This is a genomic window from Neobacillus sp. 204 (assembly GCF_046562815.1).
In the GTDB taxonomy this organism is placed as follows: Bacteria; Bacillota; Bacilli; order Bacillales; family Cytobacillaceae; genus Neobacillus.
On the sequence record NZ_JBJORY010000001.1, the window covers coordinates 367705 to 389648 of the forward strand.

Annotated in this window: 22 protein-coding genes; 16 read left to right on the forward strand and 6 right to left on the reverse strand. The window is 36.9% G+C overall.

The window, feature by feature from the left end:
- Window positions 1-12: 12 nt before the first annotated feature.
- Window positions 13-645, reverse strand: a complete 633-nt coding sequence (locus ACJ004_RS01900; protein ID WP_410890857.1) for a YktB family protein — start codon at window positions 643-645, stop codon at window positions 13-15.
- A gap of 180 nt (window positions 646-825) precedes the next feature.
- Between ACJ004_RS01900 and ACJ004_RS01905 the strand changes: the two genes are divergently transcribed.
- Together ACJ004_RS01905 and ACJ004_RS01910 are read left to right on the forward strand one after the other, a co-directional pair.
- Window positions 826-1020, forward strand: coding sequence for a hypothetical protein (locus ACJ004_RS01905; protein ID WP_218345757.1), 195 nt, complete (start codon window positions 826-828; stop codon window positions 1018-1020).
- Window positions 1021-1284: 264 nt separating this feature from the next.
- Complete coding sequence (locus tag ACJ004_RS01910; RefSeq protein WP_410890858.1) at window positions 1285-2082, forward strand: inositol monophosphatase family protein; 798 nt, start codon at window positions 1285-1287, stop codon at window positions 2080-2082.
- A gap of 27 nt (window positions 2083-2109) precedes the next feature.
- On the opposite strand, the gene ACJ004_RS01915 is transcribed toward ACJ004_RS01910, so the two are convergent.
- Window positions 2110-2295 carry a YlaF family protein gene (locus ACJ004_RS01915; protein WP_410890859.1) on the reverse strand — a complete coding sequence of 62 codons (186 nt, stop codon included), beginning with the start codon at window positions 2293-2295 and terminating at the stop codon, window positions 2110-2112.
- Window positions 2296-2472: 177 nt separating this feature from the next.
- On the opposite strand from ACJ004_RS01915, the gene typA reads away from it, so the two are divergent.
- Genes typA through ACJ004_RS01930 form a run of 3 tightly spaced genes read left to right on the forward strand, consistent with a single transcriptional unit; the run spans window position 2473 to window position 4945 of the window.
- Window positions 2473-4311, forward strand: coding sequence for a translational GTPase TypA (typA, locus tag ACJ004_RS01920; RefSeq protein ID WP_410890860.1), 1839 nt, complete (start codon window positions 2473-2475; stop codon window positions 4309-4311).
- A 19-nt stretch (window positions 4312-4330) separates the two neighbouring features.
- Window positions 4331-4636 carry a YlaH-like family protein gene (locus ACJ004_RS01925; protein WP_410890861.1) on the forward strand — a complete coding sequence of 102 codons (306 nt, stop codon included), beginning with the start codon at window positions 4331-4333 and terminating at the stop codon, window positions 4634-4636.
- A 15-nt stretch (window positions 4637-4651) separates the two neighbouring features.
- Window positions 4652-4945 (forward strand): hypothetical protein, encoded by a 294-nt coding sequence (locus ACJ004_RS01930; protein WP_410890862.1) that lies wholly within the window; start codon window positions 4652-4654, stop codon window positions 4943-4945.
- A gap of 85 nt (window positions 4946-5030) precedes the next feature.
- Here the strand turns inward: ACJ004_RS01930 and ACJ004_RS01935 are convergent, their stop codons facing one another.
- Window positions 5031-5231 carry a YlaI family protein gene (locus ACJ004_RS01935; protein ID WP_410890863.1) on the reverse strand — a complete coding sequence of 67 codons (201 nt, stop codon included), beginning with the start codon at window positions 5229-5231 and terminating at the stop codon, window positions 5031-5033.
- Between the two features lie 201 nt (window positions 5232-5432).
- Here ACJ004_RS01935 and ACJ004_RS01940 point away from each other — a divergent pair, with 201 nt between their 5' ends.
- Window positions 5433-5888, forward strand: a complete 456-nt coding sequence (locus ACJ004_RS01940; RefSeq protein WP_410890864.1) for a pyridoxamine 5'-phosphate oxidase family protein — start codon at window positions 5433-5435, stop codon at window positions 5886-5888.
- Between the two features lie 83 nt (window positions 5889-5971).
- Here the strand turns inward: ACJ004_RS01940 and ACJ004_RS01945 are convergent, their stop codons facing one another.
- On the reverse strand, window positions 5972-6556 hold the full coding sequence (locus tag ACJ004_RS01945) for a YhcN/YlaJ family sporulation lipoprotein (RefSeq protein ID WP_410890865.1): 585 nt from the start codon (window positions 6554-6556) through the stop codon (window positions 5972-5974).
- A gap of 205 nt (window positions 6557-6761) precedes the next feature.
- Between ACJ004_RS01945 and ACJ004_RS01950 the strand changes: the two genes are divergently transcribed.
- Window positions 6762-8090: a PhoH family protein gene (locus tag ACJ004_RS01950; protein ID WP_410890866.1), complete on the forward strand. Its 1329-nt coding sequence runs from the start codon at window positions 6762-6764 to the stop codon at window positions 8088-8090.
- 39 nt (window positions 8091-8129) lie between these two features.
- On the opposite strand, the gene ACJ004_RS01955 is transcribed toward ACJ004_RS01950, so the two are convergent.
- A complete protein-coding gene (locus ACJ004_RS01955; RefSeq protein ID WP_410890867.1) occupies window positions 8130-8627 on the reverse strand; it encodes a peptidyl-prolyl cis-trans isomerase in 498 nt (165 codons plus the stop codon).
- A gap of 221 nt (window positions 8628-8848) precedes the next feature.
- Between ACJ004_RS01955 and ACJ004_RS01960 the strand changes: the two genes are divergently transcribed.
- The 3 genes from ACJ004_RS01960 to pyc all read left to right on the forward strand — a co-directional run bounded on the left by ACJ004_RS01960 (window position 8849) and on the right by pyc (window position 14039).
- Complete coding sequence (locus tag ACJ004_RS01960) at window positions 8849-9130, forward strand: Fpa/YlaN family protein (RefSeq protein ID WP_410890868.1); 282 nt, start codon at window positions 8849-8851, stop codon at window positions 9128-9130.
- 193 nt (window positions 9131-9323) lie between these two features.
- Window positions 9324-10529 carry an FtsW/RodA/SpoVE family cell cycle protein gene (locus ACJ004_RS01965; RefSeq protein ID WP_410890869.1) on the forward strand — a complete coding sequence of 402 codons (1206 nt, stop codon included), beginning with the start codon at window positions 9324-9326 and terminating at the stop codon, window positions 10527-10529.
- A gap of 66 nt (window positions 10530-10595) precedes the next feature.
- Window positions 10596-14039, forward strand: a complete 3444-nt coding sequence (pyc, locus tag ACJ004_RS01970; protein WP_410890870.1) for a pyruvate carboxylase — start codon at window positions 10596-10598, stop codon at window positions 14037-14039.
- A 39-nt stretch (window positions 14040-14078) separates the two neighbouring features.
- Here the strand turns inward: pyc and ACJ004_RS01975 are convergent, their stop codons facing one another.
- Complete coding sequence (locus ACJ004_RS01975; RefSeq protein WP_410890871.1) at window positions 14079-14987, reverse strand: COX15/CtaA family protein; 909 nt, start codon at window positions 14985-14987, stop codon at window positions 14079-14081.
- A 658-nt stretch (window positions 14988-15645) separates the two neighbouring features.
- Here ACJ004_RS01975 and cyoE point away from each other — a divergent pair.
- The 6 genes from cyoE (at window position 15646) to ctaG (ending at window position 21674) form a co-directional block, all read left to right on the forward strand.
- On the forward strand, window positions 15646-16581 hold the full coding sequence (gene cyoE / locus ACJ004_RS01980) for a heme o synthase (RefSeq protein WP_410890872.1): 936 nt from the start codon (window positions 15646-15648) through the stop codon (window positions 16579-16581).
- Window positions 16582-16696: 115 nt separating this feature from the next.
- Complete coding sequence (gene coxB, locus ACJ004_RS01985; protein ID WP_410890873.1) at window positions 16697-17755, forward strand: cytochrome c oxidase subunit II; 1059 nt, start codon at window positions 16697-16699, stop codon at window positions 17753-17755.
- 31 nt (window positions 17756-17786) lie between these two features.
- On the forward strand, window positions 17787-19658 hold the full coding sequence (gene ctaD / locus ACJ004_RS01990) for a cytochrome c oxidase subunit I (protein ID WP_410890874.1): 1872 nt from the start codon (window positions 17787-17789) through the stop codon (window positions 19656-19658).
- A complete protein-coding gene (locus ACJ004_RS01995) occupies window positions 19658-20284 on the forward strand; it encodes a cytochrome c oxidase subunit 3 (RefSeq protein ID WP_410890875.1) in 627 nt (208 codons plus the stop codon). Before ctaD ends, ACJ004_RS01995 begins: the two co-directional genes overlap by 1 nt.
- 4 nt (window positions 20285-20288) lie before the next feature.
- Window positions 20289-20624 carry a cytochrome c oxidase subunit IVB gene (gene ctaF, locus ACJ004_RS02000; RefSeq protein ID WP_410890876.1) on the forward strand — a complete coding sequence of 112 codons (336 nt, stop codon included), beginning with the start codon at window positions 20289-20291 and terminating at the stop codon, window positions 20622-20624.
- A gap of 144 nt (window positions 20625-20768) precedes the next feature.
- On the forward strand, window positions 20769-21674 hold the full coding sequence (gene ctaG / locus ACJ004_RS02005) for a cytochrome c oxidase assembly factor CtaG (protein ID WP_410890877.1): 906 nt from the start codon (window positions 20769-20771) through the stop codon (window positions 21672-21674).
- Window positions 21675-21944: the final 270 nt, after the last annotated feature.

A 21944-nucleotide genomic window follows, 5' to 3' on the forward strand; every position in this document is an offset into this window, starting at 1 on the left:
AGTTTTTTTATCTTATTTTCTATTTTGTGAGATTCGATATAATGGAGCTACTTTTTGAAAAACGTCCTCGATTTGTTTCATTAACCCATCTGAACCTAATTGAATCACTTTTTCCTTGTCAATCGTGTAGCCGCATAATAATTCTGCTTTCTTTACATTTTGTAGACGGTCAAAAAGCGCCCTTAATTCGTCCTTTGACAATTGACCATGTCCAATTGTTTCTGGTTTTGTATGATCGACTGACCAAACAAAATCCTTTGGTGTCTCTTTATAAATTTTAGCTAATTTTTTTGAAAATCTTGCTGCAATCGTTTCTTTTTGGGGTGCTTCATAAATAACAGCAAACCATATAAATAAATGGGTGTTCCACATGCCTATTTGAAAATGGGGGAGCATTTTATAACCTCGAGGATTATTTGAAAATGCTACCCATGTATCTTTAGGTGGATTAATGGTACGTCTTGCATGTTTAGCTACATGAACAAACATTTCATCATCTGTTAAGGAAGAAAGGAATGGTGCAAAATATCCTCCTAAATCCTCCAATTTCGGACGGACCGTTTCCTTTAAAGCTTCCATTCTAGCCTCTAATCCATCTATTAAGAAAACATTAAAATCTTCTTTTGTAAATCCTGTAAAACCCATAAACGAAAAACCTCCAACTAAACATTTGTCCCTAATTGTAGCATACCAGTAAGCGGACAAGAAGTTAGATGCTTTCTAGGTTAAAGCACATATTTGTTGCAACATATCTCCCTGGCTCATATTATACAGTAAAAAAATAATCTGAAAAATGAGTTAAAACCAGGGAAGGGGAGGAGAAACATGAAACAATTGATGAATACCTCACTTAAAAAAGCAGGCGAAAAGGAAAGAACAGCAGTGTTAAGATTGGAAATGGATTATGAATTAGCTACTTTATTCGAAGCAATCGAGGAAAAGAATGAGAAAAAAATGAAAGAATGCAAACAAAAATTAGAAAAAATCCGCCAAGAATTATTACGCTTAAAAGCTCTTTGATAAAATTAGAGGGTTTTTTTATCCAAGGAGAAATAAAGAAGAATGGAACGAAATAGAATATATTCTGAACTAATCTAAAACGAACTCCAGCAAAAACGAGGGGGGTTCGTTTATTATTGTCCTTTTCATGGTGGAACGGAGACCTTCTAAAAGTTGCTGTGTTCCAACAATTTGATTAAGCTAAAGGTACATTATTTAATTTATCATGCTTCATACTACATACATTGAAATCATGGCAGGAAATAAGGTATATGGAGGAGAGTTATGAACTGGGAGCAAATTTATTCTCATGCAAAGGAATGGGTAAATGACGCAGGAGCTAAGATCAGATTGTCTTTTGATAAGACATTAAATATTCAAACTAAGTCAAACGCTAATGACTTGGTAACGAATATGGATAAAGAAATTGAACAATTTTTTATTAGTAAAATTAGAGAGGTATATCCCGATCATAAAATAATGGGTGAAGAAGGATTTGGCGATACACTAGGTAGTCTTGATGGAATTGTTTGGTTAATTGACCCAATCGATGGAACGATGAATTTTATCCATCAACAAAGAAACTTTGCGATTTCCCTTGGTGTTTATGAGAATGGAGTAGGAAAGATTGGGCTGATTTACGATGTGGTCCATGACGAATTGTACCATGCCTCGAGGGGAAATGGAGCTTATTTAAATGATAAGCCGCTTGTTCCAATAAAGGAAACACCTGTGAAAGAATCCATCATCGCTTTAAATGCGACATGGGTAATGGAAAATCATCGTATTGATCACAATTTAATGATTCCTCTTGTGAGAGATGCGAGGGGGACAAGATCCTATGGTTCTGCCGCACTCGAAATGGTGTTTGTTGCAGCAGGAAGAGTTGACGCCTATCTTTCAATGCGCTTATCACCTTGGGATGTGGCTGCAGGGGCAGTAATAATTGAAGAACTTGGCGGCATAGTGACAAATTTAAGAGGAGAGCACCTGAATTTCCTTTCACAGGATTCATTATTTGCAGCTAAGCCAGGATTACACCAATCCATTTTAAAGGATTACTTAAAAGAGGGAAAATGGTAAAAAAAGAAGCCAATCTTGGCTTCTTTTTTATAATTCCCCATTTTCACGCATTTTTCGTTTTGTTTTAAAGCCCATTCCCATAATTACAATAATTGCAACGATACAGCCCAGTGCACCTATTATGCTTTTTTCGCCTATTGCTACTCCAATCCCCATAATGCTTGCGGCCGCAAGCATTGCATAAACAAGTAAAGACCACTTCACGTTTTTCATCTTTATAACTCCTTTTTCATTAATAAATACAGTTTAAACGTACACAACTTTTGTATATTTTTTATTCTACAATAAAATGGTTAGGGGTTTCCACTTTATTTGTGGTATAATGTTTTAGTTGTGAATGGGAAACTATAAATAGACTTATTTTTATAATATAGGTAGGAGTGGAATTTTTTGAATATAAGAAATGATATACGTAATATTGCAATCATTGCCCACGTTGACCACGGGAAAACAACGTTGGTGGATCAATTGTTGAAACAATCTGGAACATTTCGTTCTAACGAACATGTCGAAGAACGAGCAATGGATTCGAATGACTTAGAAAGAGAGCGTGGAATCACCATCCTCGCCAAGAATACGGCTATTCAATACAAAGATACTCGTATCAATATTTTGGATACTCCAGGACACGCTGACTTTGGCGGAGAAGTGGAACGGATTATGAAAATGGTTGATGGGGTATTGCTAGTAGTGGATGCCTATGAAGGCTGTATGCCACAAACTCGTTTTGTTCTTAAAAAGGCATTAGAGCAAAATTTAACTCCAATTGTTGTCGTTAATAAAATTGACCGTGACTTTGCACGACCTGCAGAAGTAATTGATGAAGTAATCGATTTGTTTATTGAACTTGAAGCAAATGAGGACCAACTTGAATTCCCAGTCATTTATGCTTCAGCAATAAATGGTACAGCAAGTACTGATCCAGAAAAGCAAGATGAAAATATGCAATCTTTATACGAGGCAATTGTTGAATATATACCTGCACCTGTTGACAATCGTGAAGAACCGTTACAATTCCAAGTTGCCCTTCTTGATTATAATGATTATGTTGGAAGAATTGGAATCGGGCGCGTATTCCGCGGTACAATGCAGGTTGGTCAACAAGTAGCACTAATGAAGTTAGATGGTTCAGTTAAGCAATTCCGAGTGACCAAAATTTTCGGTTTCTTTGGATTAAAACGACAAGAAATACAAGAGGCAGTAGCTGGCGACTTAATCGCAGTTTCAGGAATGGAAGATATCAATGTGGGTGAAACGGTTTGTCCGATCGAACATCAGGAAGCACTTCCAATCTTAAGAATTGATGAGCCGACATTACAAATGACATTTGTGGTAAACAACAGTCCATTTGCAGGTAGAGAAGGTAAGTATTTAACTGCAAGGAAGATTGAAGAAAGACTTCGTGCTCAATTACAAACAGACGTAAGTTTACGAGTAGATAACACAGATTCTCCAGATGCATGGATCGTTTCTGGACGTGGTGAACTTCATTTATCCATCTTAATTGAAAACATGCGTCGTGAAGGCTATGAACTTCAAGTTTCTAAACCAGAAGTTATCGTTAAAGAAATTGATGGTGTACGTTGTGAACCAGTTGAAAGAGTTCAAATCGATGTACCAGAAGAGCATACAGGCTCTGTAATGGAATCGATTGGTGCCCGCAAAGGCGAAATGCTTGATATGATCAATAATGGTACAGGTCAAGTACGCTTAATCTTTAACGTACCAGCACGAGGCTTAATAGGTTACACCACCGAGTTCTTAACAATGACACGTGGTTATGGAATTATTAATCATACCTTTGACAGCTATCAGCCAATGTTACCAGGCCAAGTAGGCGGAAGACACCAAGGTGTCCTTGTGTCAATGGAATCTGGAAAAGCTTCGACATATGGTATCATGCAAGTTGAAGACCGTGGAACCATTTTTGTTGAACCAGGTACGGAAATTTATGAGGGGATGATCGTTGGCGAAAACACTCGTGAAAATGACATCACCGTTAATATTACAAAAATGAAACAGGCGACAAATGTGCGTTCAGCTAACAAAGATCAAACATCTGTTATTAAAAAGCCACGCATTATGACACTAGAAGAGTCATTGGAATATTTAAATGATGACGAATATTGTGAGGTTACACCAGAATCGATTCGTCTTCGTAAGAAAATTCTTGATAAAAATGAACGTGAAAGAGCTGCTAAAAAGAAAAAATATGCTGAACAAAGTTAAGTAAAAGGAGTGCAAGAAGATGGAAGGATTCTCTCCTAGTCTTAGATTTTTCATTGAACTAACAGATGTAAAAACCGCTGTGTGGTTACAGTATGTATATATTGTAATTTTAGCGGCCATTGTATATAAGTTAGGCTTTGCAAAAAAATTGCCTCTTTTGAAAAATATTGTGATTTATGTTTGTCTGTTGATCGGATGCTTTGTGATGTTGATATTTTCTTATGCGTTGCCGATCGCGGAAGGACTCGCAGGTGCGGCAGTGTTATTGATTATTTATAAAATACGCTTACATCAAACGAAAAAGCATCAGGCTGAAGCAAAATAACGGGGGTTTAGTTAAATGAAATCCGTACAGGATACATTATATAATTGGCTTACAATTAAGGTTGTATGCGATGCACGGCCTGATGACACAGCAGCTCGAGATACATTAAACCTTTTCGAAGAAATGTTAGCGGATCTTAACCTCTCAAACATAGAGGTAACAACAGATGTTGTCATGTATTATGTTTCCTATCAACAAGGGGAAGAAACGAAAAAAACTCGTTTTCCTCGAGAATTAATTGAAGTCATGCTGCAACAAATAAATCAAGAACCCGAAAAGTATGAGAACTACCCAATTGAAGAAAAATAAAAAACCATCATGTTCATTCCGTTTTGGAATGGGCATGATGGTTTTTTTTATAACAGACACTAAACGGGCGCTTCCGCTTTTTATTTTACCAGTCGTCTTCTTCCGATTTTGCACGATATAATCGAAAATTTCCTGTTTCAAATCTGGCATTTGTTTTTTCAGTTATTCTTGAACTGCAATCTTTACACATATATGTATGGATAGGCCGATTACGAAGACGTTTGGCCACAAACGATTCATCTTCAATCGTTTCAATTTTATCGCAAATCACACATTTAACTCTCATTGGACACCTCTTCACCAAATTCTAATAACCGAATGATTTACTCTAGTATATCATGTCAGAAACTTTGTAGATAATCAATTAGGGCTATTTTTACTAAAAGAGTCTCGATTGGATTAATTTGATGAAAGCATGGGATAGTAGTAATATGAGAATATCTGTTTTTAATAACAGGAACATGGAATAATTAAAGGGGATGTAAAAATGGCAAATCAAGTAGAACCTAAGCTAATTAAACCTTTATATGATGAACTTCAAAAAGAGCGGTTCGTGACATTGGCAACGGTTGATTACGAAACGGGGGGTCCAAATGTAAGCTCTATTTCCTGGGTACTAGCAAAGAATGAAAGTACCATCTATTTTGCAGTAGATAATCGCTCCAGAATCCTTGAAAATATTAATAAAAACAAGCAAGTTGTTATTAATTTGATTGCTAACGAATCTACATATGCAATTCATGGGGAAGCACTGGTAAAAGAAGAACGTCTAGCGGATGTTCCATTAAAGCTCGCTCTAATCCAAGTGATAATTACAGCGGTAAGGGATGTCATGTTTTATGGGTCTAAAATAGTCACTGAAGTTCAATATGATAAAACATATGACAAAAATGCTGCCCAAAAGTTAGACAATCAAGTCATGGAAGCAATAAGAAAAGCTTAGGGATCCCTAAGCTTTTCTTATACTCAGAATTTATCTTTGAAATTTTTTGCTGTCTAACTCCGTTGTCTAGGGGCTGCACTTTTCTATTTATAATGATTTGATTGATCTTCTTGCTCTTTTTCTAGCTTATCTTTATCGCTTGATTTTAGCTTCTTATCGGGTTCTTCCGGGGCATTCTTAGGACTTGGAGTAATTAAATCTCCAGGAATCTCTGGCATCAATCGACCAGCAACATCTGCTAGTTCCTCCATAATGCCCTGTATTGGCCTTCCCTTATTTATATCTGTTTGTATTTCTTGTAAGCGCTGTGTTGTATCCGCATCAGCAAATACCACTGCATTGGCACCATACGGATCCTTCCTTAAACTTTCAGCCACTGAATATTTAATGGATCCTACTTGGGAACGATCAATTTTTGCATTTACATCAATACCAACGATCGCATATCTTCCTAATACAACTGCTGTCGCATCTTTAACATTTGGGACACTTGTTGCAAGTTTTACTAATCGTTTGGAGATTTCTTGTCCAGATTTTCGGTCAACATTTTCAATGTAGCTGTTTTTTACATTAACATTATTCTCGTTCTGATTGTTTGTCAGCTCCTTTTTTGTGCTGCAGCCGGCTATGATAAGACATAACGCAGTTATCATTAAGGTTTTCTTCATCCAAAATCCACCTCCGTAATACTTTATCCATACATAGGATTAAGCTATAAACCTTCATCTGTATTAAATGGTGTCATTAACATTTATTGTGCGGAACTCCTTCTATCTTTATTCCAATAAACATATATTTTACCAAAGTCCAATCTAGTAATAGGGTTGTTTGAAAGTCGCAATCCTAACAACAAGTAAAGCAGGAGGCGTTGCTTTGAGTAAGATATACGTGTTAGATACAAATGTTTTGTTACAAGACCCGTATTCCCTCTTCTCCTTTGAAGATAATGAAGTTGTTATTCCTGCAGTGGTTCTTGAAGAAGTGGACTCAAAGAAAAGGTACATGGATGAAGTCGGGAGAAATGCAAGACATGTATCCAGATTAATTGATGGCCTAAGAGCTTCAGGTAAACTCCATGAAAAAATCCCTCTTGAGAACGGAGGGACCATCAGAATTGAATTGAATCATCGTACCTTTCATGAGCTTCAGGATATATTTATTGAAAAAACAAATGATAATCGAATTCTTGCTGTTGCAAAAAATTTATTTTTAGAAGAACAAACCAAGGAAAATGGAAAGGCAGTTATTTTAGTTAGTAAGGATGCTCTCGTTAGAGTAAAAGCAGATGCAATTGGATTAGACGCCGAAGATTTTTTAAACGACCGTGTCGTAGAAATTGATCATATTTATACAGGATTTTTTGAAGTATTTCTCCCGATCGAATTATTAGGCAGGTTTTATGAGAAAGGTGAATTAAATCTCTCTGAGATAGCCAATCATCCATTTTATCCAAATCAATTTTTAGTAATGAAAGACTCACTGGGCAGTTCTGCATCAGCAATAGGCATGGTGGACAAAACAAGTAAAAAGGTAAAAAAATTAGCATTAAACCAAGAGCATGTTTGGGGCATCCATTCTAGAAATGTTCAGCAGACGATGGCGATTGAATTGTTATTACGGAAGGATATACATTTAGTTACATTAACGGGGAAAGCAGGTACAGGGAAAACTTTGTTAGCACTTGCTTCGGGATTAATGCAAACGGAAGATTTTCGGGAATATAAAAAACTTTTAGTGGCTAGACCAATTGTGCCGGTTGGAAAGGATCTAGGATTTTTACCAGGTGAAAAACAAGAGAAACTTAGACCTTGGATGCAACCAATCTTTGATAATCTTGAATTTCTTTTCAATACCAAAAAACCTGGTGAACTTGATGCCATCTTAGCGGGAATGGGATCAATTGAGGTGGAAGCATTAACGTATATTCGCGGTAGAAGTTTACCAAAACAGTTCATCATTATCGATGAAGCACAAAACCTAACAAAGCATGAAGTCAAAACCATTCTGACACGTGTCGGAGAAGGAAGTAAAATAGTTTTAATGGGAGACCCAGAACAGATTGACCATCCCTATCTTGATGCCTATAACAACGGTTTAACGTATGTTGTGGAAAAGTTTAAGGATCAAGCTATTTCGGGACATGTTAAATTAATGAAAGGGGAAAGGTCTGGATTAGCATTATTGGCAGCAGATTTACTTTAAATAATCCATAAAGTAAAACGGGCGCCATAGGCACCCGTCTTATTTTATGGTAAAACCAGTAACGTTTTTAATAGGACTTTGTTGATTAGAACCATCGCCAAAATAGACATGAATAGGTCCATCATCTTTTAGCGGCTTACCGTTATTTGAGAATCCTAAGATAAAGTCATAGGCGGTTTCAAGAGGGTATTCATACATACCATCGTTACAATGAATAACAAAAGTGTCTGCATCACTAGCAGGTTCTGAATTCATTAAAAAGGGTCTAATAGGAATACCGAAGGTCCCAGTCAATACTTTTTCTTTTTCATATTTCTTTTCTGACTTCAATGTAGGCGGATAAATCGCACCCTCCATAATTTCACGGTCCCAATGCTTTGAAACATCTTTCGTATACTCTTCTAATGAATTAGAACTCTCTAGTTTTGTTGAAAAATAGGTGGTTAAATCAACTCGTCGGTCGTCAAAAATCCACACACCTGGATCAAGTGTGATTGTATACTTTACGCTTCCTGAAATGATAATGATATTTTCCATTTATTATTCCCCCTAAACCTTTGCCTAATTAGTATAACTTTTTTTTGGCAAAATGTCATAATAGTACAATCAGGTGGTGTAAGAAGATAATTACCGTTCGAAGAGCCCCATCTCGACTAACTCCTTAAGCAAATTGACTTCATTGTTCTTGCAATTTTCCTTTGTAAACGGTAAAATTTATAGATAAGTTGAATTATCGCTCTGAAATGGGGGGATTAATGTTGGCGTCTGAAATGATCGTAAATCACCAGGAAAAAGCATATGCCTTATTACAGGCTGACGCTGAAAAAATATTAAGGCTAATCAAAGTGCAAATGGACAATCTCACGATGCCTCAATGCCCTCTTTATGAAGAGGTATTGGATACACAAATGTTTGGCCTATCTAGAGAAATAGATTTTGCTGTTCGATTAGGTTTAATGGATAGTAAAGATGGTAAAGCCATCCTCGATACATTAGAAAGAGAGTTATCAGCACTTCATGATGCATCGTTAAGGAAATAATGGCAAAAGAACTCAAACAATCACTGATCATTGTTTGGGTTTTTTTGTTATTATTTGAGCAAGTGATTTCATTTTTTGTGTGATGATTCAATATTAATTTGTTGTAACAAATTAACTTTTCCTTAAGAAATAATGTATATTTTCTATTATAATAGAATGATATAAATCAATATTGAAAATGAGGACCTTTTAAATGTTAAAAAAAATATTGAAATCATATGATTATACCTTAATTATCGCTATCGCCCTATTGTGTACCTTTGGCCTAGTAATGATATATAGTGCGAGTATGGCTTCCGCCGTTCAAAGGTATGGTTATCCACCTGATTATTTTTATCAAAAACAAAAAGTATGGCTGATCATTTTTACTGTAATCTTCCTTTTCGCAGCAATTATTCCATATAAGATTATGATGTTCAAAAAAGTTCTGGTATTGATTGTGCTAGCTTCTCTTTTATCTCTATTAGGATTATTTGTATTTGGGGTAGAAAAAAATAATGCGCAAAGCTGGTACTCAATTGGCACTTTCTTATTTCAACCATCGGAGTTTGTCAAGCTTGCAGCTATCATTTATTTGGCAGCCGTCTATGCGAAAAAGCAAGCCTATATCAATCAATTTAACAAAGGTGTTCTCCCACCTTTAGTCTATCTTTTTATTGTATGTGCACTTATCATTTTTCAACCTGACTTTGGTACTGCAGCGATTATTATAGCCATCGCAAGTACGATGATTTTTTGCTCTGGGATGAGTTTTAAAAGTATCGGCAAATTACTTATAATAGCGCTTATAGTTCTACTGCCGCTTGTTTTGGTTTCCTGGGGGAAGTTTTTTTCTAACGAACAACAAAGTCGTTTTGCGGTATTAGATAATCCATTTACTGATAAGTACGTAAATAATGAAGGTTTTCACCTAGCGAACTCCTATATCGCAATTGGTTCGGGTGGTGTCAATGGATTAGGCCTAGGGAAAAGTATTCAAAAACTTGGCTATCTTCCAGAATCCCATACAGACTTTATTATGGCGGTAATTGCCGAGGAATTAGGAATTTGGGGTGTTGGTTTCGTCCTCATTCTCCTCTTTTATATTGTTTTAAGAGGGATATATATCGGATTACAATGTAAAGATCCTTTTGGGAGTCTCCTTGCTTTTGGTATTTCAAGCATGATTGGGATCCAAACGTTTATCAATCTAGCAGGAGTATCAGGACTTATTCCTTTGACTGGTGTGCCATTGCCATTTATAAGCTATGGAGGATCCTCGATCTTAATGCTTGCAGGGGCAACAGGGATACTTGTAAATGTATCCATGTTCAATAAATATGAAAAGAAATATAAAAATAATCAAGAACAAGTAGATAAAAGGGTTAAGCAAAAGGATGGTAAGGTTTTCTATATTTAGTCAAAACGCGAAGGACATTTTTGCTCTTCGCGTTTTTAAAAATACATAGTATATGAGGTGCTCTTCGTGACAAGACAAATTAATAAAGTGTTGGTAGCCAATCGAGGCGAAATCGCAATCAGGGTTTTTCGCGCCTGTACAGAACTGAATATTCGAACAGTTGCAATTTATTCAAAAGAGGATTCCGGTGCCTATCATCGTTACAAGGCTGATGAGGCTTATCTAGTTGGGGAAGGTAAAAAACCAATTGATGCCTATTTAGACATTGATGGCATCCTTGCTATTGCCAAAAAAAGCGGTGCTAACGCCATCCATCCTGGCTATGGTTTTTTATCAGAAAATATTCATTTTGCCAAGCGATGCGAAGAAGAAGGAATTATTTTTATTGGACCAACCATTTCACAACTTGATATGTTTGGGGATAAGGTCAAAGCGAGGCATCAGGCCGAACTTGCTGGGATACCAGTTATTCCAGGAAGTCCAGGACCAGTTACAGAGGTAAGTCAGGTAGAGGATTTTGTAGAAGAACACAAGCTGCCTATTATCATAAAGGCTTCCCTTGGCGGAGGCGGCCGTGGGATGAGAATTGTGAAAAGCTTAGATGAAATCCGTGAAGCCTTTGAAAGAGCAAAGTCAGAAGCAAAAGCAGCTTTTGGGAATGACGAAGTTTATCTTGAAAAACTAATTGAAAGTCCAAAGCATATCGAAGTTCAAATTATCGGGGATAAACAGGGGAATATCGTTCACCTTTATGACCGCGATTGTTCCGTCCAAAGACGTCACCAAAAGGTAGTGGAGGTGGCTCCAAGTGTTTCCATCTCTGAAGAATTACGAAAAAGGATATGCGATGCTGCTGTAAAATTGATGAAGAATATAGATTACTTAAATGCAGGTACAGTAGAGTTTCTTGTTTCCGGAAATGACTTCTATTTTATAGAAGTAAATCCACGGGTTCAGGTTGAACACACGGTAACAGAGATGGTAACTGGAGTCGATATTGTTCAAACGCAAATATTGATAGCAGAAGGCCATGATTTACATGGTCCGATTATCGGTATTCCAGCACAAGAGAGAATACAAATAAATGGATTTGCTATACAGTCAAGGGTAACAACTGAAGACCCTCTTAATAATTTTATGCCTGATACGGGGAAAATTATGGCCTATCGCTCTGGCGGAGGTTTTGGAGTACGACTGGATGCGGGAAATGGCTTTCAAGGTGCCGTCATTACACCTTATTATGATTCCTTATTAGTAAAGCTTTCAACCTGGGCGTTAACCTTTGAACAAGCAGCCTCTAAAATGGTTCGTAATTTGCAAGAGTTCAGGATTAGAGGAATTAAAACTAATATTCCGTTCTTAGAGAATGTAGTAAAGCATGAGAAGTTTAGGAATGGTGAGTATGATACATCATTTATTGATACTACTCCAGAATTGTTTATTTTTCCGTTTCGCAAAGATCGTGGAACAAAAATGTTATCATACATTGGTACAGTAACAGTCAATGGTTTTCCTGGGATTGAGAAGAAGAAAAGGCCAGTCTTTCCGAAGCCAAGAATTCCTAATGTACCTTATAAATTACCGTATCAAGAGGGGACAAAGCAAATTCTCGACCAGTTCGGTGCTGAGGGACTTGTGGATTGGGTGAAGAATCAAAAGCATGTATTATTAACGGATACGACCTTTCGAGATGCTCATCAGTCACTTTTAGCTACCCGGATGCGGACGACAGATATTCTTCACATCGCAGAGCCTACGGCAAAACTTTTGCCTGATTTATTCTCTTTTGAAATGTGGGGCGGAGCAACCTTTGATGTGGCCTATCGTTTCTTAAAAGAAGATCCATGGGACCGATTAGTGACTCTTCGTAAGAAAATTCCAAACGTCTTATTCCAAATGCTGATACGTGGAGCGAATGCTGTTGGATATAAAAATTATCCTGATAATTTGATTCGTGAATTTGTTAATCAATCTGCTTCGGGTGGAATTGATGTTTTTCGAATTTTCGATAGTTTAAACTGGGTAAAGGGAATGGAAGTCGCGATAGATGCAGTACGACAAACTGGAAAAATTGCCGAGGCTTCGATTTGTTATACAGGGGACATTTTGGACCAGACCAGGACAAAATACAATCTTCAGTATTATAAACACCTGGCAAAAGAATTGGAACAACAAGGAGCACATATACTTGGGATAAAGGATATGGCTGGCTTATTAAAGCCGGAGGCAGCCTATCAACTTGTTTCTGAGTTAAAAGAAACAGTTGACATCCCTATACATCTTCATACCCATGATACAAGTGGAAATGGTCTGTATACGTATGCACGGGCCATTGATGGAGGGGTGGACATTGTTGACACGGCTTTGGGAACAATGGCGGGACTAACATCACAGCCAAGTGCTAATTCCTTATTTTATGCTCTTGAAGGGAATCCGCGGAAACCACAGGTAAACATCAATGCGCTGGAAAAATTGTCTTATTATTGGGAAGATGTCCGTAAGTATTATCAAGATTTTGAAAGTGGTATGATTTCCCCGCATACTGAAATTTATCAACATGAGATGCCTGGGGGTCAATATAGCAACCTCCAGCAACAAGCAAGAGCAGTTAGCCTTGGTGACCGTTGGGATGAAGTGAAAGAAATGTATTCAAGAGTAAATAATATGTTTGGTGATATTGTTAAAGTAACACCTTCATCAAAGGTCGTTGGTGATATGGCCTTATTTATGGTTCAAAATGATTTAAATGAGGAAGATGTGCTATTAAAGGGAGATACACTTGATTTCCCAGATTCAGTTGTTGAACTATTTGAAGGATCACTTGGTATGCCTTATGGTGGTTTACCAGAGAAGCTGCAAAAAGTGATCTTAAAAGGAAAAAAACCATTGGAAGTTCGTCCAGGTGAATTGCTTGAGTCAGTGAATTTTGAAAAACTGAAGGAAAAATTGTACAGGGAACTAGGCAGACAAGTAACGGATTTTGAAGCCATTTCTTATGCGTTATATCCAAAGGTATTTATGGAGTACATTAAAACGGATGAACAATATGGAAATATCTCAGTACTAGATACACCAACATTTCTTTATGGAATGCGACTGGGTGAAGAAATTGAGGTGGAAATTGAAACAGGGAAAACACTGATTGTTAAGCTCGTCTCAATGGGTCATCCTCAAGCCGATGGCACTAGAGTAGTCTATTTTGAGTTAAACGGACAGCCGCGTGAAGTCTCGATAAAGGATGAAAGTATTAAATCTACGGTTATTTCTAGATTAAAAGCCGATCCGAAAAATGAAAATCAACTTGCAGCCTCGATGCCGGGAACAGTAGTTAAAGTTATCGTGGAAAAAGGCGAAAAAGTGGAACGTGGAGATCATCTAATGATTACCGAAGCGATGAAAATGGAAACAACCGTACAAGCGCCATTTTCAGGGGTTGTGAAGGATATTTATGTATCAAGTGGTGATGCTATATTAACCGGTGATCTATTACTAGAATTAACGAAAGCATAAAAAAGTTGCTAGGGATTTCAATATCCCTAGCAGCTTTTTTTATTGATAATTTCTTTTAGATCTAGAATATAACAAAAGGAAATAACTTAAAACTCCAAACAAGCAGGTAATAAAGAAAGCGTGCAGAAGGGCAATATATAGATTTAAACTAGTGAAAATTATCAAAGCACCAGCAATCACTTGTAACGTAACCAGGATGAAAGAAATAATCCATCCCCAATAAAGAACTTTTTGCTCTTTATAGTGGCGGACCGTCAAAATAAGGATATAAGTAATCCAGATAAAGATCAGGCCGGCCGCTGCACGGTGCCCCATTTGCACCCATTCATACAAATTTGATGGTAAAGCGGGAGCGTCATTTAAACAAAACGGCCAGTCTCGACAAACTAAACTAGACTTAGTATGGCGCACTAGAGCGCCAGTATAAATGACAAGATAACTATAAATAGAAACGCCGATAATATGAAAACCCATACGCTTGTCGATATAAAGCTTTTCTGCATTAAATTTCTTATCAATTTCAAAAATTAAAAGTGTTAACAACAAAACCGCTGAGAATGAGATAAGTGAAATTCCAAAATGTAAGGCAAGTACAAAACTTGACTGTCCCCATTTTACAGCAGCTGCCCCGATTAATGCTTGTAAAAGTAAAAAGAAAAAGGAAAGGAACGAAAGAAATTTTGTTTCCCTAATATGGCCAATTGCCCTCCATGACCAAACAGAAAGAATGAGAACCATGATTCCCCCTACTCCGGAAACAAGCCTGTGGGCAAGTTCGATAGCTAATTCTGGTGTTATTGCCAACGGTAAGAATTTACCGTTACAAAGTGGCCAAGACCTCCCGCAGCCCATTCCAGAACCGGTCTTTGTCACTAATGCACCGCCTATTAGGATAAAAATCATTCCAATGGTAGTGGCAACCGCTAACCACTTCAAAGATCGTCGCAAAAAATTCACCTCTTAAAAGTTCAATAATTTGTCATTGGATAAACCTGCCAGTATAATAAATGGAAAAGTAACCAGATTATCAAATTCCCTATTAATAATACCGAATAATGTCGAAAATGAACAGAAGTTAATATAGATTATTAGATATCTTTAATAAATAAAAAAGGTCCTGAATAATAAATAATTTCCACTATTGTTATAGTGAAAACTGTTGAAACTTTACTTTTAGCCTGTTAGAAATATATATGGGCGGATTTATTAGAATAATTCCTGTATAAAGTAAAAGGAATTAACCGCATACACATACTGCAGGCACTCGAAGTTTATATTAAATATAGGTGATTCTTCTTTAACTGCTATGAACAATTGTAATAAAATGTAACCTTAGTTACTATTAAATGAATCCTGTCACAATTTTGTATAAAATTATTCAAAAAAAGTTCACAAAAATATAGGAAAGTGTGATTTAATATACAGAGAAAGTGTTTTGAAAATCACTATTCTTTTTTGATGTTTAATTTTTAAGTCGAAAAAAATTACTTGAATTTTTTTGATAAGTATTCCTTTTTATTACAAATGAGGGCATAAATAATTAAGTAATAATATTTAGAACTTAAATGATAAATGTTTTGTTATTTAGGTTTAGGAGGAGAAACAAATGTCTAACTCTAAGGCTTACGGAGATGCTGCCATTGAAAATGGCGCTGCGAGCCTGCATGCCAATATAAAAACCTCAGCTTGGAAAGACCTAATGGCCCTTATTAAAATAGGGATTGTCAATTCCAACCTTATTACAACTTTTACGGGGTTATGGTTAGCATTACATTTTTCGGGACAAAGCTTTCTAAATAATTTAGATATTGTCTTTTTTACAGTCGTAGGTTCTTCGTTAATCATTGCTGGGTCATGTGCCATCAATAATTATGTGGATCGCGACATTGACCACTTAATGGAAAGAACGAAAGCGCGACCAACTGTTACAGGGAAAGTGGTGCCAGTCAAAGTTCTTACATTAGGTATTTTACTCATTGGACTGGGAACACTGTCTTTATTCTTTACTACGATGACTGCAACAGTAATAGGACTGCTTGGAGTTTTTAGCTATGTTTTCCTATATACTTTATGGTCAAAGCGGCAACTGGTTTCCAATACTATAATCGGAAGCATTTCAGGCGCCGTGCCACCGCTTATTGGATGGGCAGCAGTAGATGCAAATCTTGATATTATGGCGTGGTCACTATTTGTATTGATGTTTGTTTGGCAGCCACCGCATTTTTATGCACTGGCAATGAGAAGGGTTAAAGAATATAAAGCAGCTGGGATCCCAATGTTACCTGTAGTTAAAGGATTTAAAACTACAAAAATTCACATTATTCTTTGGGTTGCTGCGCTTCAACCTATCCCGTTTTTTCTTACCAAATTAGGAATCCCATTTCTAGTTCTTGCTATCCTTTTAAATATCGGATGGTTAGCATTAGGGATTTATGGATATAGAATCAAAGATGACATAAAGTGGGCAAAACTAATGTTTGTTTACTCTTTGCAATATTTAACTATTATTTTTGTGGCAATGGTTATAGTTACATTAATTTAGTTTTGCAAATGATTGTTTCTGAATGAAATTTAACAGGAGCAGTCTTCCTACATACTTCTTTGATCCACCAAAAGTTTTAAAGAAATTATTAGTGAAAGAGGGGTTTGATTAAGCTATGAAAAGGCTTGCGAAGTGGCGTTTAATATCGTTATTTTCGATTTTAGCGCTTGTACTCTCCGGATGTGGCGAACCGTTCCTTTCCACGTTAAAGCCTGCCGGTGAAGTTGCAAAAATGCAATATGATTTAATGAAGTTAAGTACTTTAATCATGGTTGGGGTAATTGTTATTGTTGCGATCATTTTCATTTTGATTTTGGTCCGTTTTAAAAGAAGGGATGAAAAAATCCCAAAACAAGTAGAAGGAAGTCACAAATTAGAAATTATTTGGACTGTTGTGCCAATTCTTTTACTATTAATTCTTGCCGTACCAACTGTGGCCGCAACCTTTAAACTTGCAGATGTATCTCCAATGGACAAGAAAAATACCAAGTCGCTTGTTATCAATGTGCGCTCTCATTTATACTGGTGGGATTTTGAATATCCTGGTCAGAAGATTGTGACAAGTCAGGATTTAGTTGTCCCAACGAATGAAAAAGTATATTTTAATTTAAAATCTACTGATGTTAAACATTCATTCTGGATTCCAGCTGTTGGTGGAAAACTGGATACCAATACTGAAAATATCAACAAATTTTGGTTAGAGTTTGATGATAAAAAAGCAAACGAAGCCGGAAATCTCTTTTATGGGAAATGTGCAGAACTTTGTGGACCATCCCATGCTTTGATGGACTTTAAAGTTAAGGCAATCAGCAGGGACAAATTTGATGCGTGGGTTTCTTCAATGCAAAATGTTAAAGAACCACAAAAAGCTCAAGGGGCTGTAGCGACTCAAGGTCAAGAAATTTTTAATCAAAGCTGTATTGGCTGTCATGCTGTAACACCGTCAAACAAAATGCCTGAGACAGCACGATTGGCACCAAATTTATCAAACTTTGGTGATCGATCTCGCGTTGCTGGTGTTTTAGATCATAATAAAGAAGAATTGAAAAACTGGATTCGTAACCCGGAAACATACAAGCCTGGTAATATGATGACAGGAAAATACCCAGAAATGTCTGAAGACCAGCTTGATGCATTAGCAGAGTATTTAATGAGCTTAAAGGTTCAGGACTAAAAGGGGAATTGGTTGAAAGGGAGGTAAAATTGTGAGTACCTATGCTCAAAAAAAGGGATTCGGGGCAACTTTATGGGACTTTTTGACAACTGTCGACCATAAAAAAATCGCCATCCTTTATCTCATTGCAGGTGGATTTTTCTTCTTAGTGGGCGGACTTGAAGCAATATTTATCCGTATCCAGCTTGCAGTGCCGAATAATGATTTTGTAAGTGCCGGATTATTTAATGAAATTATTACAATGCACGGAACAACAATGATATTTTTAGCAGCGATGCCGTTGGTATTTGCTTTTATGAATGCCGTAATGCCATTACAAATTGGAGCACGTGATGTTGCGTTTCCATTTGTAAATGCGTTAGGATTTTGGTTGTTCTTCTTCGGGGGGATTTTCCTAAACTTATCATGGTTCTTAGGTGGAGCACCTGATGCAGGGTGGACATCTTATGCGTCACTTGCACTTCACTCAAAAGGACATGGTGTAGACTTTTATATCTTAGGTTTACAGATATCTGGTATAGGAACCTTGATTGGTGGTATTAACTTCCTTGTTACTATCATTAACATGCGTGCTCCAGGTATGACATATATGAGAATGCCTTTGTTTACTTGGACTACATTTGTTACTTCAGCACTTATTTTGTTCGCATTTCCTCCATTAACAGTTGGTTTAGTTTTAATGATGTTTGACCGTTTGTTTGGAGCGAATTTCTTTGATGCTACTATGGGTGGAAATACAATTATTTGGGAACATCTTTTCTGGATCTTCGGACACCCAGAAGTATATATTTTAATACTTCCAGCTTTCGGGATTTTCTCAGAGATTTTTCCAATTTTCTCAAGAAAGCGTTTATTTGGATACTCTTCCATGGTATTTGCAACTGTATTAATCGGTTTCTTAGGCTTCATGGTATGGGCTCACCATATGTTTACAACAGGTTTAGGTCCTGTTGCAAATGCCATTTTCGCAGTTGCTACAATGGCGATTGGTGTACCGACAGGAATTAAAATTTTCAACTGGCTTTTAACAATGTGGGGAGGAAGTGTAAAATTTACCACTCCTATGCATTGGGCAATGGCGTTTATTCCATCATTTCTTGCTGGTGGGGTTACAGGGGTAATGCTTGCCTCCGCAGCAGCCGACTATCAATATCATGATACTTATTTCGTTGTTGCACACTTCCATTACGTTATTGTGGGTGGTGTGGTATTTGCGGTCTTTGCAGGTACACATCTATATTGGCCAAAAATATTTGGAACAATGTTGAATGAAGCTTTGGGTAAAATTACTTTCTGGTTGTTCTTTATTGGGTTCCATTTAACATTCTTTATCCAACATTTCTTAGGTTTATGGGGAATGCCGCGACGCGTTTTCACATACCTTCCTGGTCAGGGATTAGACACTGCAAACATGGTAAGTTCTATAGGTGCAGCGTTTATGGGAATTGGTGTTATCGTAATGTTACTTAATATCATTATTACTTCTGTGAAAAATGAAAAAGTTGGTAATGATCCTTGGGGCGACGGAAGAACACTAGAATGGGCAATTCCTTCACCACCACCGTTCTATAACTTTAAGCAGTTACCACTAGTTCGTGGTTTAGATGCGTACTGGTTAGAAAAAATGGATGGTAAAAAAGGAATGACACCAGCTGAACCGCTTGGTGATATCCATATGCCAAATTCATCATTCTTACCGTTTATGATGGCTCTAGGATTATTCATTGCAGCCTTTGGGGCGATGTACCATGTTAATGATAAGGCTTGGGCATTACCAGTATTGATTATTGGTTTATTGGTAACATTTGGTTCTATGTTCTTACGTTCAGTTAAAGACGATCATGGATTCCACATTCACAAAGAGGACTTAATGGATGAAGATGATAAGGGGGTTAAGGCATAATGCACGCTGATGAAAAATTCACTTATGAAACATGGCCTGCCGCGCCGGAAAAATCTACCCTTGAATCAAAAAATAAATTCTTAGGTTTTTGGTTTTTCCTAGGGGGAGAAACAGTCCTGTTTGCTTCCCTCTTTGCCACATATCTTGCATTAAAGGATAAAGTTCCTAGTTCAAGTCACCCTTTAGCAAAAGATTTATTTGAATTACCGTTAACATTTGTAGCAACTATGCTTCTCTTAACTAGCTCGTTAACAAGTGTTTACGCGATGTACCATATGAAGAATTTTGCCTTCAAAAAAATGATGGTTTGGCTTGGTCTTACAGCTCTTTTAGGTTTAGGGTTCTTAGGCCTAGAGGTATACGAGTTTACCCATTATGTCCATGAAGGGCATACATTTACAAGCAGTGCTTTCGGATCAGCCTTCTATGCACTAGTTGGTTTCCATGGAGGTCACGTTGCCTTTGGTTTACTTTGGTGTTTTACCTTAATGTTTAGAAATTCTAAACGTGGCTTAGACCTTTACAACGCGCCTAAATTCTATGTGTTTAGTTTATACTGGCATTTTATCGACGTTGTTTGGGTATTTATCTTTACAGTAGTATATTTAATGGGAATGGTGGGATAAACTGATGGCTAATCAACAACTTAATTCAGGTAACCCAAGAGTTGACATTGAATATCGCCGCCGGAAAAGTGCGGAAGAGATGAGATATCAATTGGTTTCTTTTGCATTAATGATTTTCTTAACTCTCATTGCTTTTGCAGCTGTAGCTATTGAAGGGTTTACTTCATGGTTTACTGTACCGTTTATTATCCTTCTAGCGGTTGTTCAAGTTATTTTCCAACTATATTATTTCATGCATATGAGCCATAAAGGGCATGAAGCTCCATCGCTCTTTTTATACTCAGGTGTTTTAGTTGGTGCAATAACTATTCTTACCTTTTCAACTATTATTTGGTGGTAATATGTTCAAGAAGAGAAAATCGGCTTATGGCCGATTTTCTTTTTTAAAAGCAATAAAATGGAAGGTTTCATTTCTTTGCCTATCGTTTTGTCCAAGGGTATAATATGGTTATCAATTCTTTTAAATTATAATGAGGTGATTTGGGTGCTTACATTAGATATATTTGGTTTTAAAGCACTTTGGAGCCCGTATTTTTTATTCATTTTAATAGTCTTTACTGCAGGGTATTTTGTCCTTACAGTAAAATTCAGAAGCTTGTTTCCAGATAGTGAGCCGTTAACGAAAACACAAGGTGCTTTATTTCTATTATCGATGATTCTTCTTTACGCCATTAAGGGATCGCCCGTAGATTTATTAGCACACCTTATGTTTTGGGTCCATATGATTCAAATGGCTGTATTGGTATTAGTGGTACCGCCAATTTTAATCCTTAGTATCCCAAACTGGTTTTGGAGAAAAGTATTCACGCTAGGGCCTATTGATTCCGTATTTAAGGTTTTAACAAAGCCGCTGGTTGCTTTAATTCTCTTTAATGGGTTATTTTCCTTTTACCATGTCCCAATCATTTTCGATCATGTGATGCAAAATGGCTGGCTGCATGCAGGTTACTCCATCCTTTTATTTTTTGTGGCAGCCTTCATGTGGTGGCCTTTGCTTAATCAGCTCCCAGAACACCAAACATTAAGCGGACTGAAAAAGGTTGGTTATATTTTTGCAGATGGTATCCTATTAACACCAGCTTGTGCCTTAATTATCTTTGCGGATACACCAATGTATGCAACCTACTCTGATCCTCATGTTTGGGGTGAAGTAATGAGCCTATGTGTCGGCACTGCAAACTTTGATAGCTTAAATCTAAGTGGTCCCCAGCTTTTTAGCTCAATTTCATTACTCCATGATCAGCAGTTAGGTGGAGTTTTAATGAAAATCATTCAAGAAATCATCTATGGGGTCATCCTTGGGCATGTATTCTTTGAATGGTATAGGAAGGATCAAGCAGAAACCGAACAGGAAATGAAGCAACCGTTAAATCCATTACTTATTAAATAATCTCCCATCTTCCCGGGAGATTTTTTTACTAAGGCTATTTTCGCATAGCTGTTGTTTTTCGTATAAGTTCATCAACTCGTAAACCTATCTGCATCGTGGCATCTTTTCGTAAGAACCTTTGCGAAAATTGCCTAGAAAGTTAGTAAATGACCCTTATTAAGCTCCAATAGCAACAAAGTTTACGAAAAGAGCCTTTACTAAAGAGGCATTATTTTTTGTTATCGAGTTGAAAAGAAAGATTGGTTGGACTACTATTATACTAGAATAAAA

What these genes read in the sequence shown, in the direction of transcription:
- ACJ004_RS01910 (WP_410890858.1), top strand. Translation starts at nt 1,285, where the DNA reads ATGAACTGGGAGCAAATTTATTCTCATGCAAAGGAATGGGTAAATGAC.
- ACJ004_RS01945 (WP_410890865.1), bottom strand. Translation starts at nt 6,556, where the DNA reads ATGAAGAAAACCTTAATGATAACTGCGTTATGTCTTATCATAGCCGGC.
- ACJ004_RS01900 (WP_410890857.1), bottom strand. Translation starts at nt 645, where the DNA reads ATGGGTTTTACAGGATTTACAAAAGAAGATTTTAATGTTTTCTTAATA.
- ACJ004_RS01905 (WP_218345757.1), top strand. Translation starts at nt 826, where the DNA reads ATGAAACAATTGATGAATACCTCACTTAAAAAAGCAGGCGAAAAGGAA.
- ACJ004_RS01930 (WP_410890862.1), top strand. Translation starts at nt 4,652, where the DNA reads ATGAAATCCGTACAGGATACATTATATAATTGGCTTACAATTAAGGTT.
- ACJ004_RS01915 (WP_410890859.1), bottom strand. Translation starts at nt 2,295, where the DNA reads ATGAAAAACGTGAAGTGGTCTTTACTTGTTTATGCAATGCTTGCGGCC.
- ACJ004_RS01965 (WP_410890869.1), top strand. Translation starts at nt 9,324, where the DNA reads ATGTTAAAAAAAATATTGAAATCATATGATTATACCTTAATTATCGCT.
- ACJ004_RS01925 (WP_410890861.1), top strand. Translation starts at nt 4,331, where the DNA reads ATGGAAGGATTCTCTCCTAGTCTTAGATTTTTCATTGAACTAACAGAT.
- cyoE (WP_410890872.1), top strand. Translation starts at nt 15,646, where the DNA reads ATGTCTAACTCTAAGGCTTACGGAGATGCTGCCATTGAAAATGGCGCT.
- ACJ004_RS01955 (WP_410890867.1), bottom strand. Translation starts at nt 8,627, where the DNA reads ATGGAAAATATCATTATCATTTCAGGAAGCGTAAAGTATACAATCACA.
- coxB (WP_410890873.1), top strand. Translation starts at nt 16,697, where the DNA reads ATGAAAAGGCTTGCGAAGTGGCGTTTAATATCGTTATTTTCGATTTTA.
- ACJ004_RS01995 (WP_410890875.1), top strand. Translation starts at nt 19,658, where the DNA reads ATGCACGCTGATGAAAAATTCACTTATGAAACATGGCCTGCCGCGCCG.
- ACJ004_RS01940 (WP_410890864.1), top strand. Translation starts at nt 5,433, where the DNA reads ATGGCAAATCAAGTAGAACCTAAGCTAATTAAACCTTTATATGATGAA.
- ctaF (WP_410890876.1), top strand. Translation starts at nt 20,289, where the DNA reads ATGGCTAATCAACAACTTAATTCAGGTAACCCAAGAGTTGACATTGAA.
- ACJ004_RS01935 (WP_410890863.1), bottom strand. Translation starts at nt 5,231, where the DNA reads ATGAGAGTTAAATGTGTGATTTGCGATAAAATTGAAACGATTGAAGAT.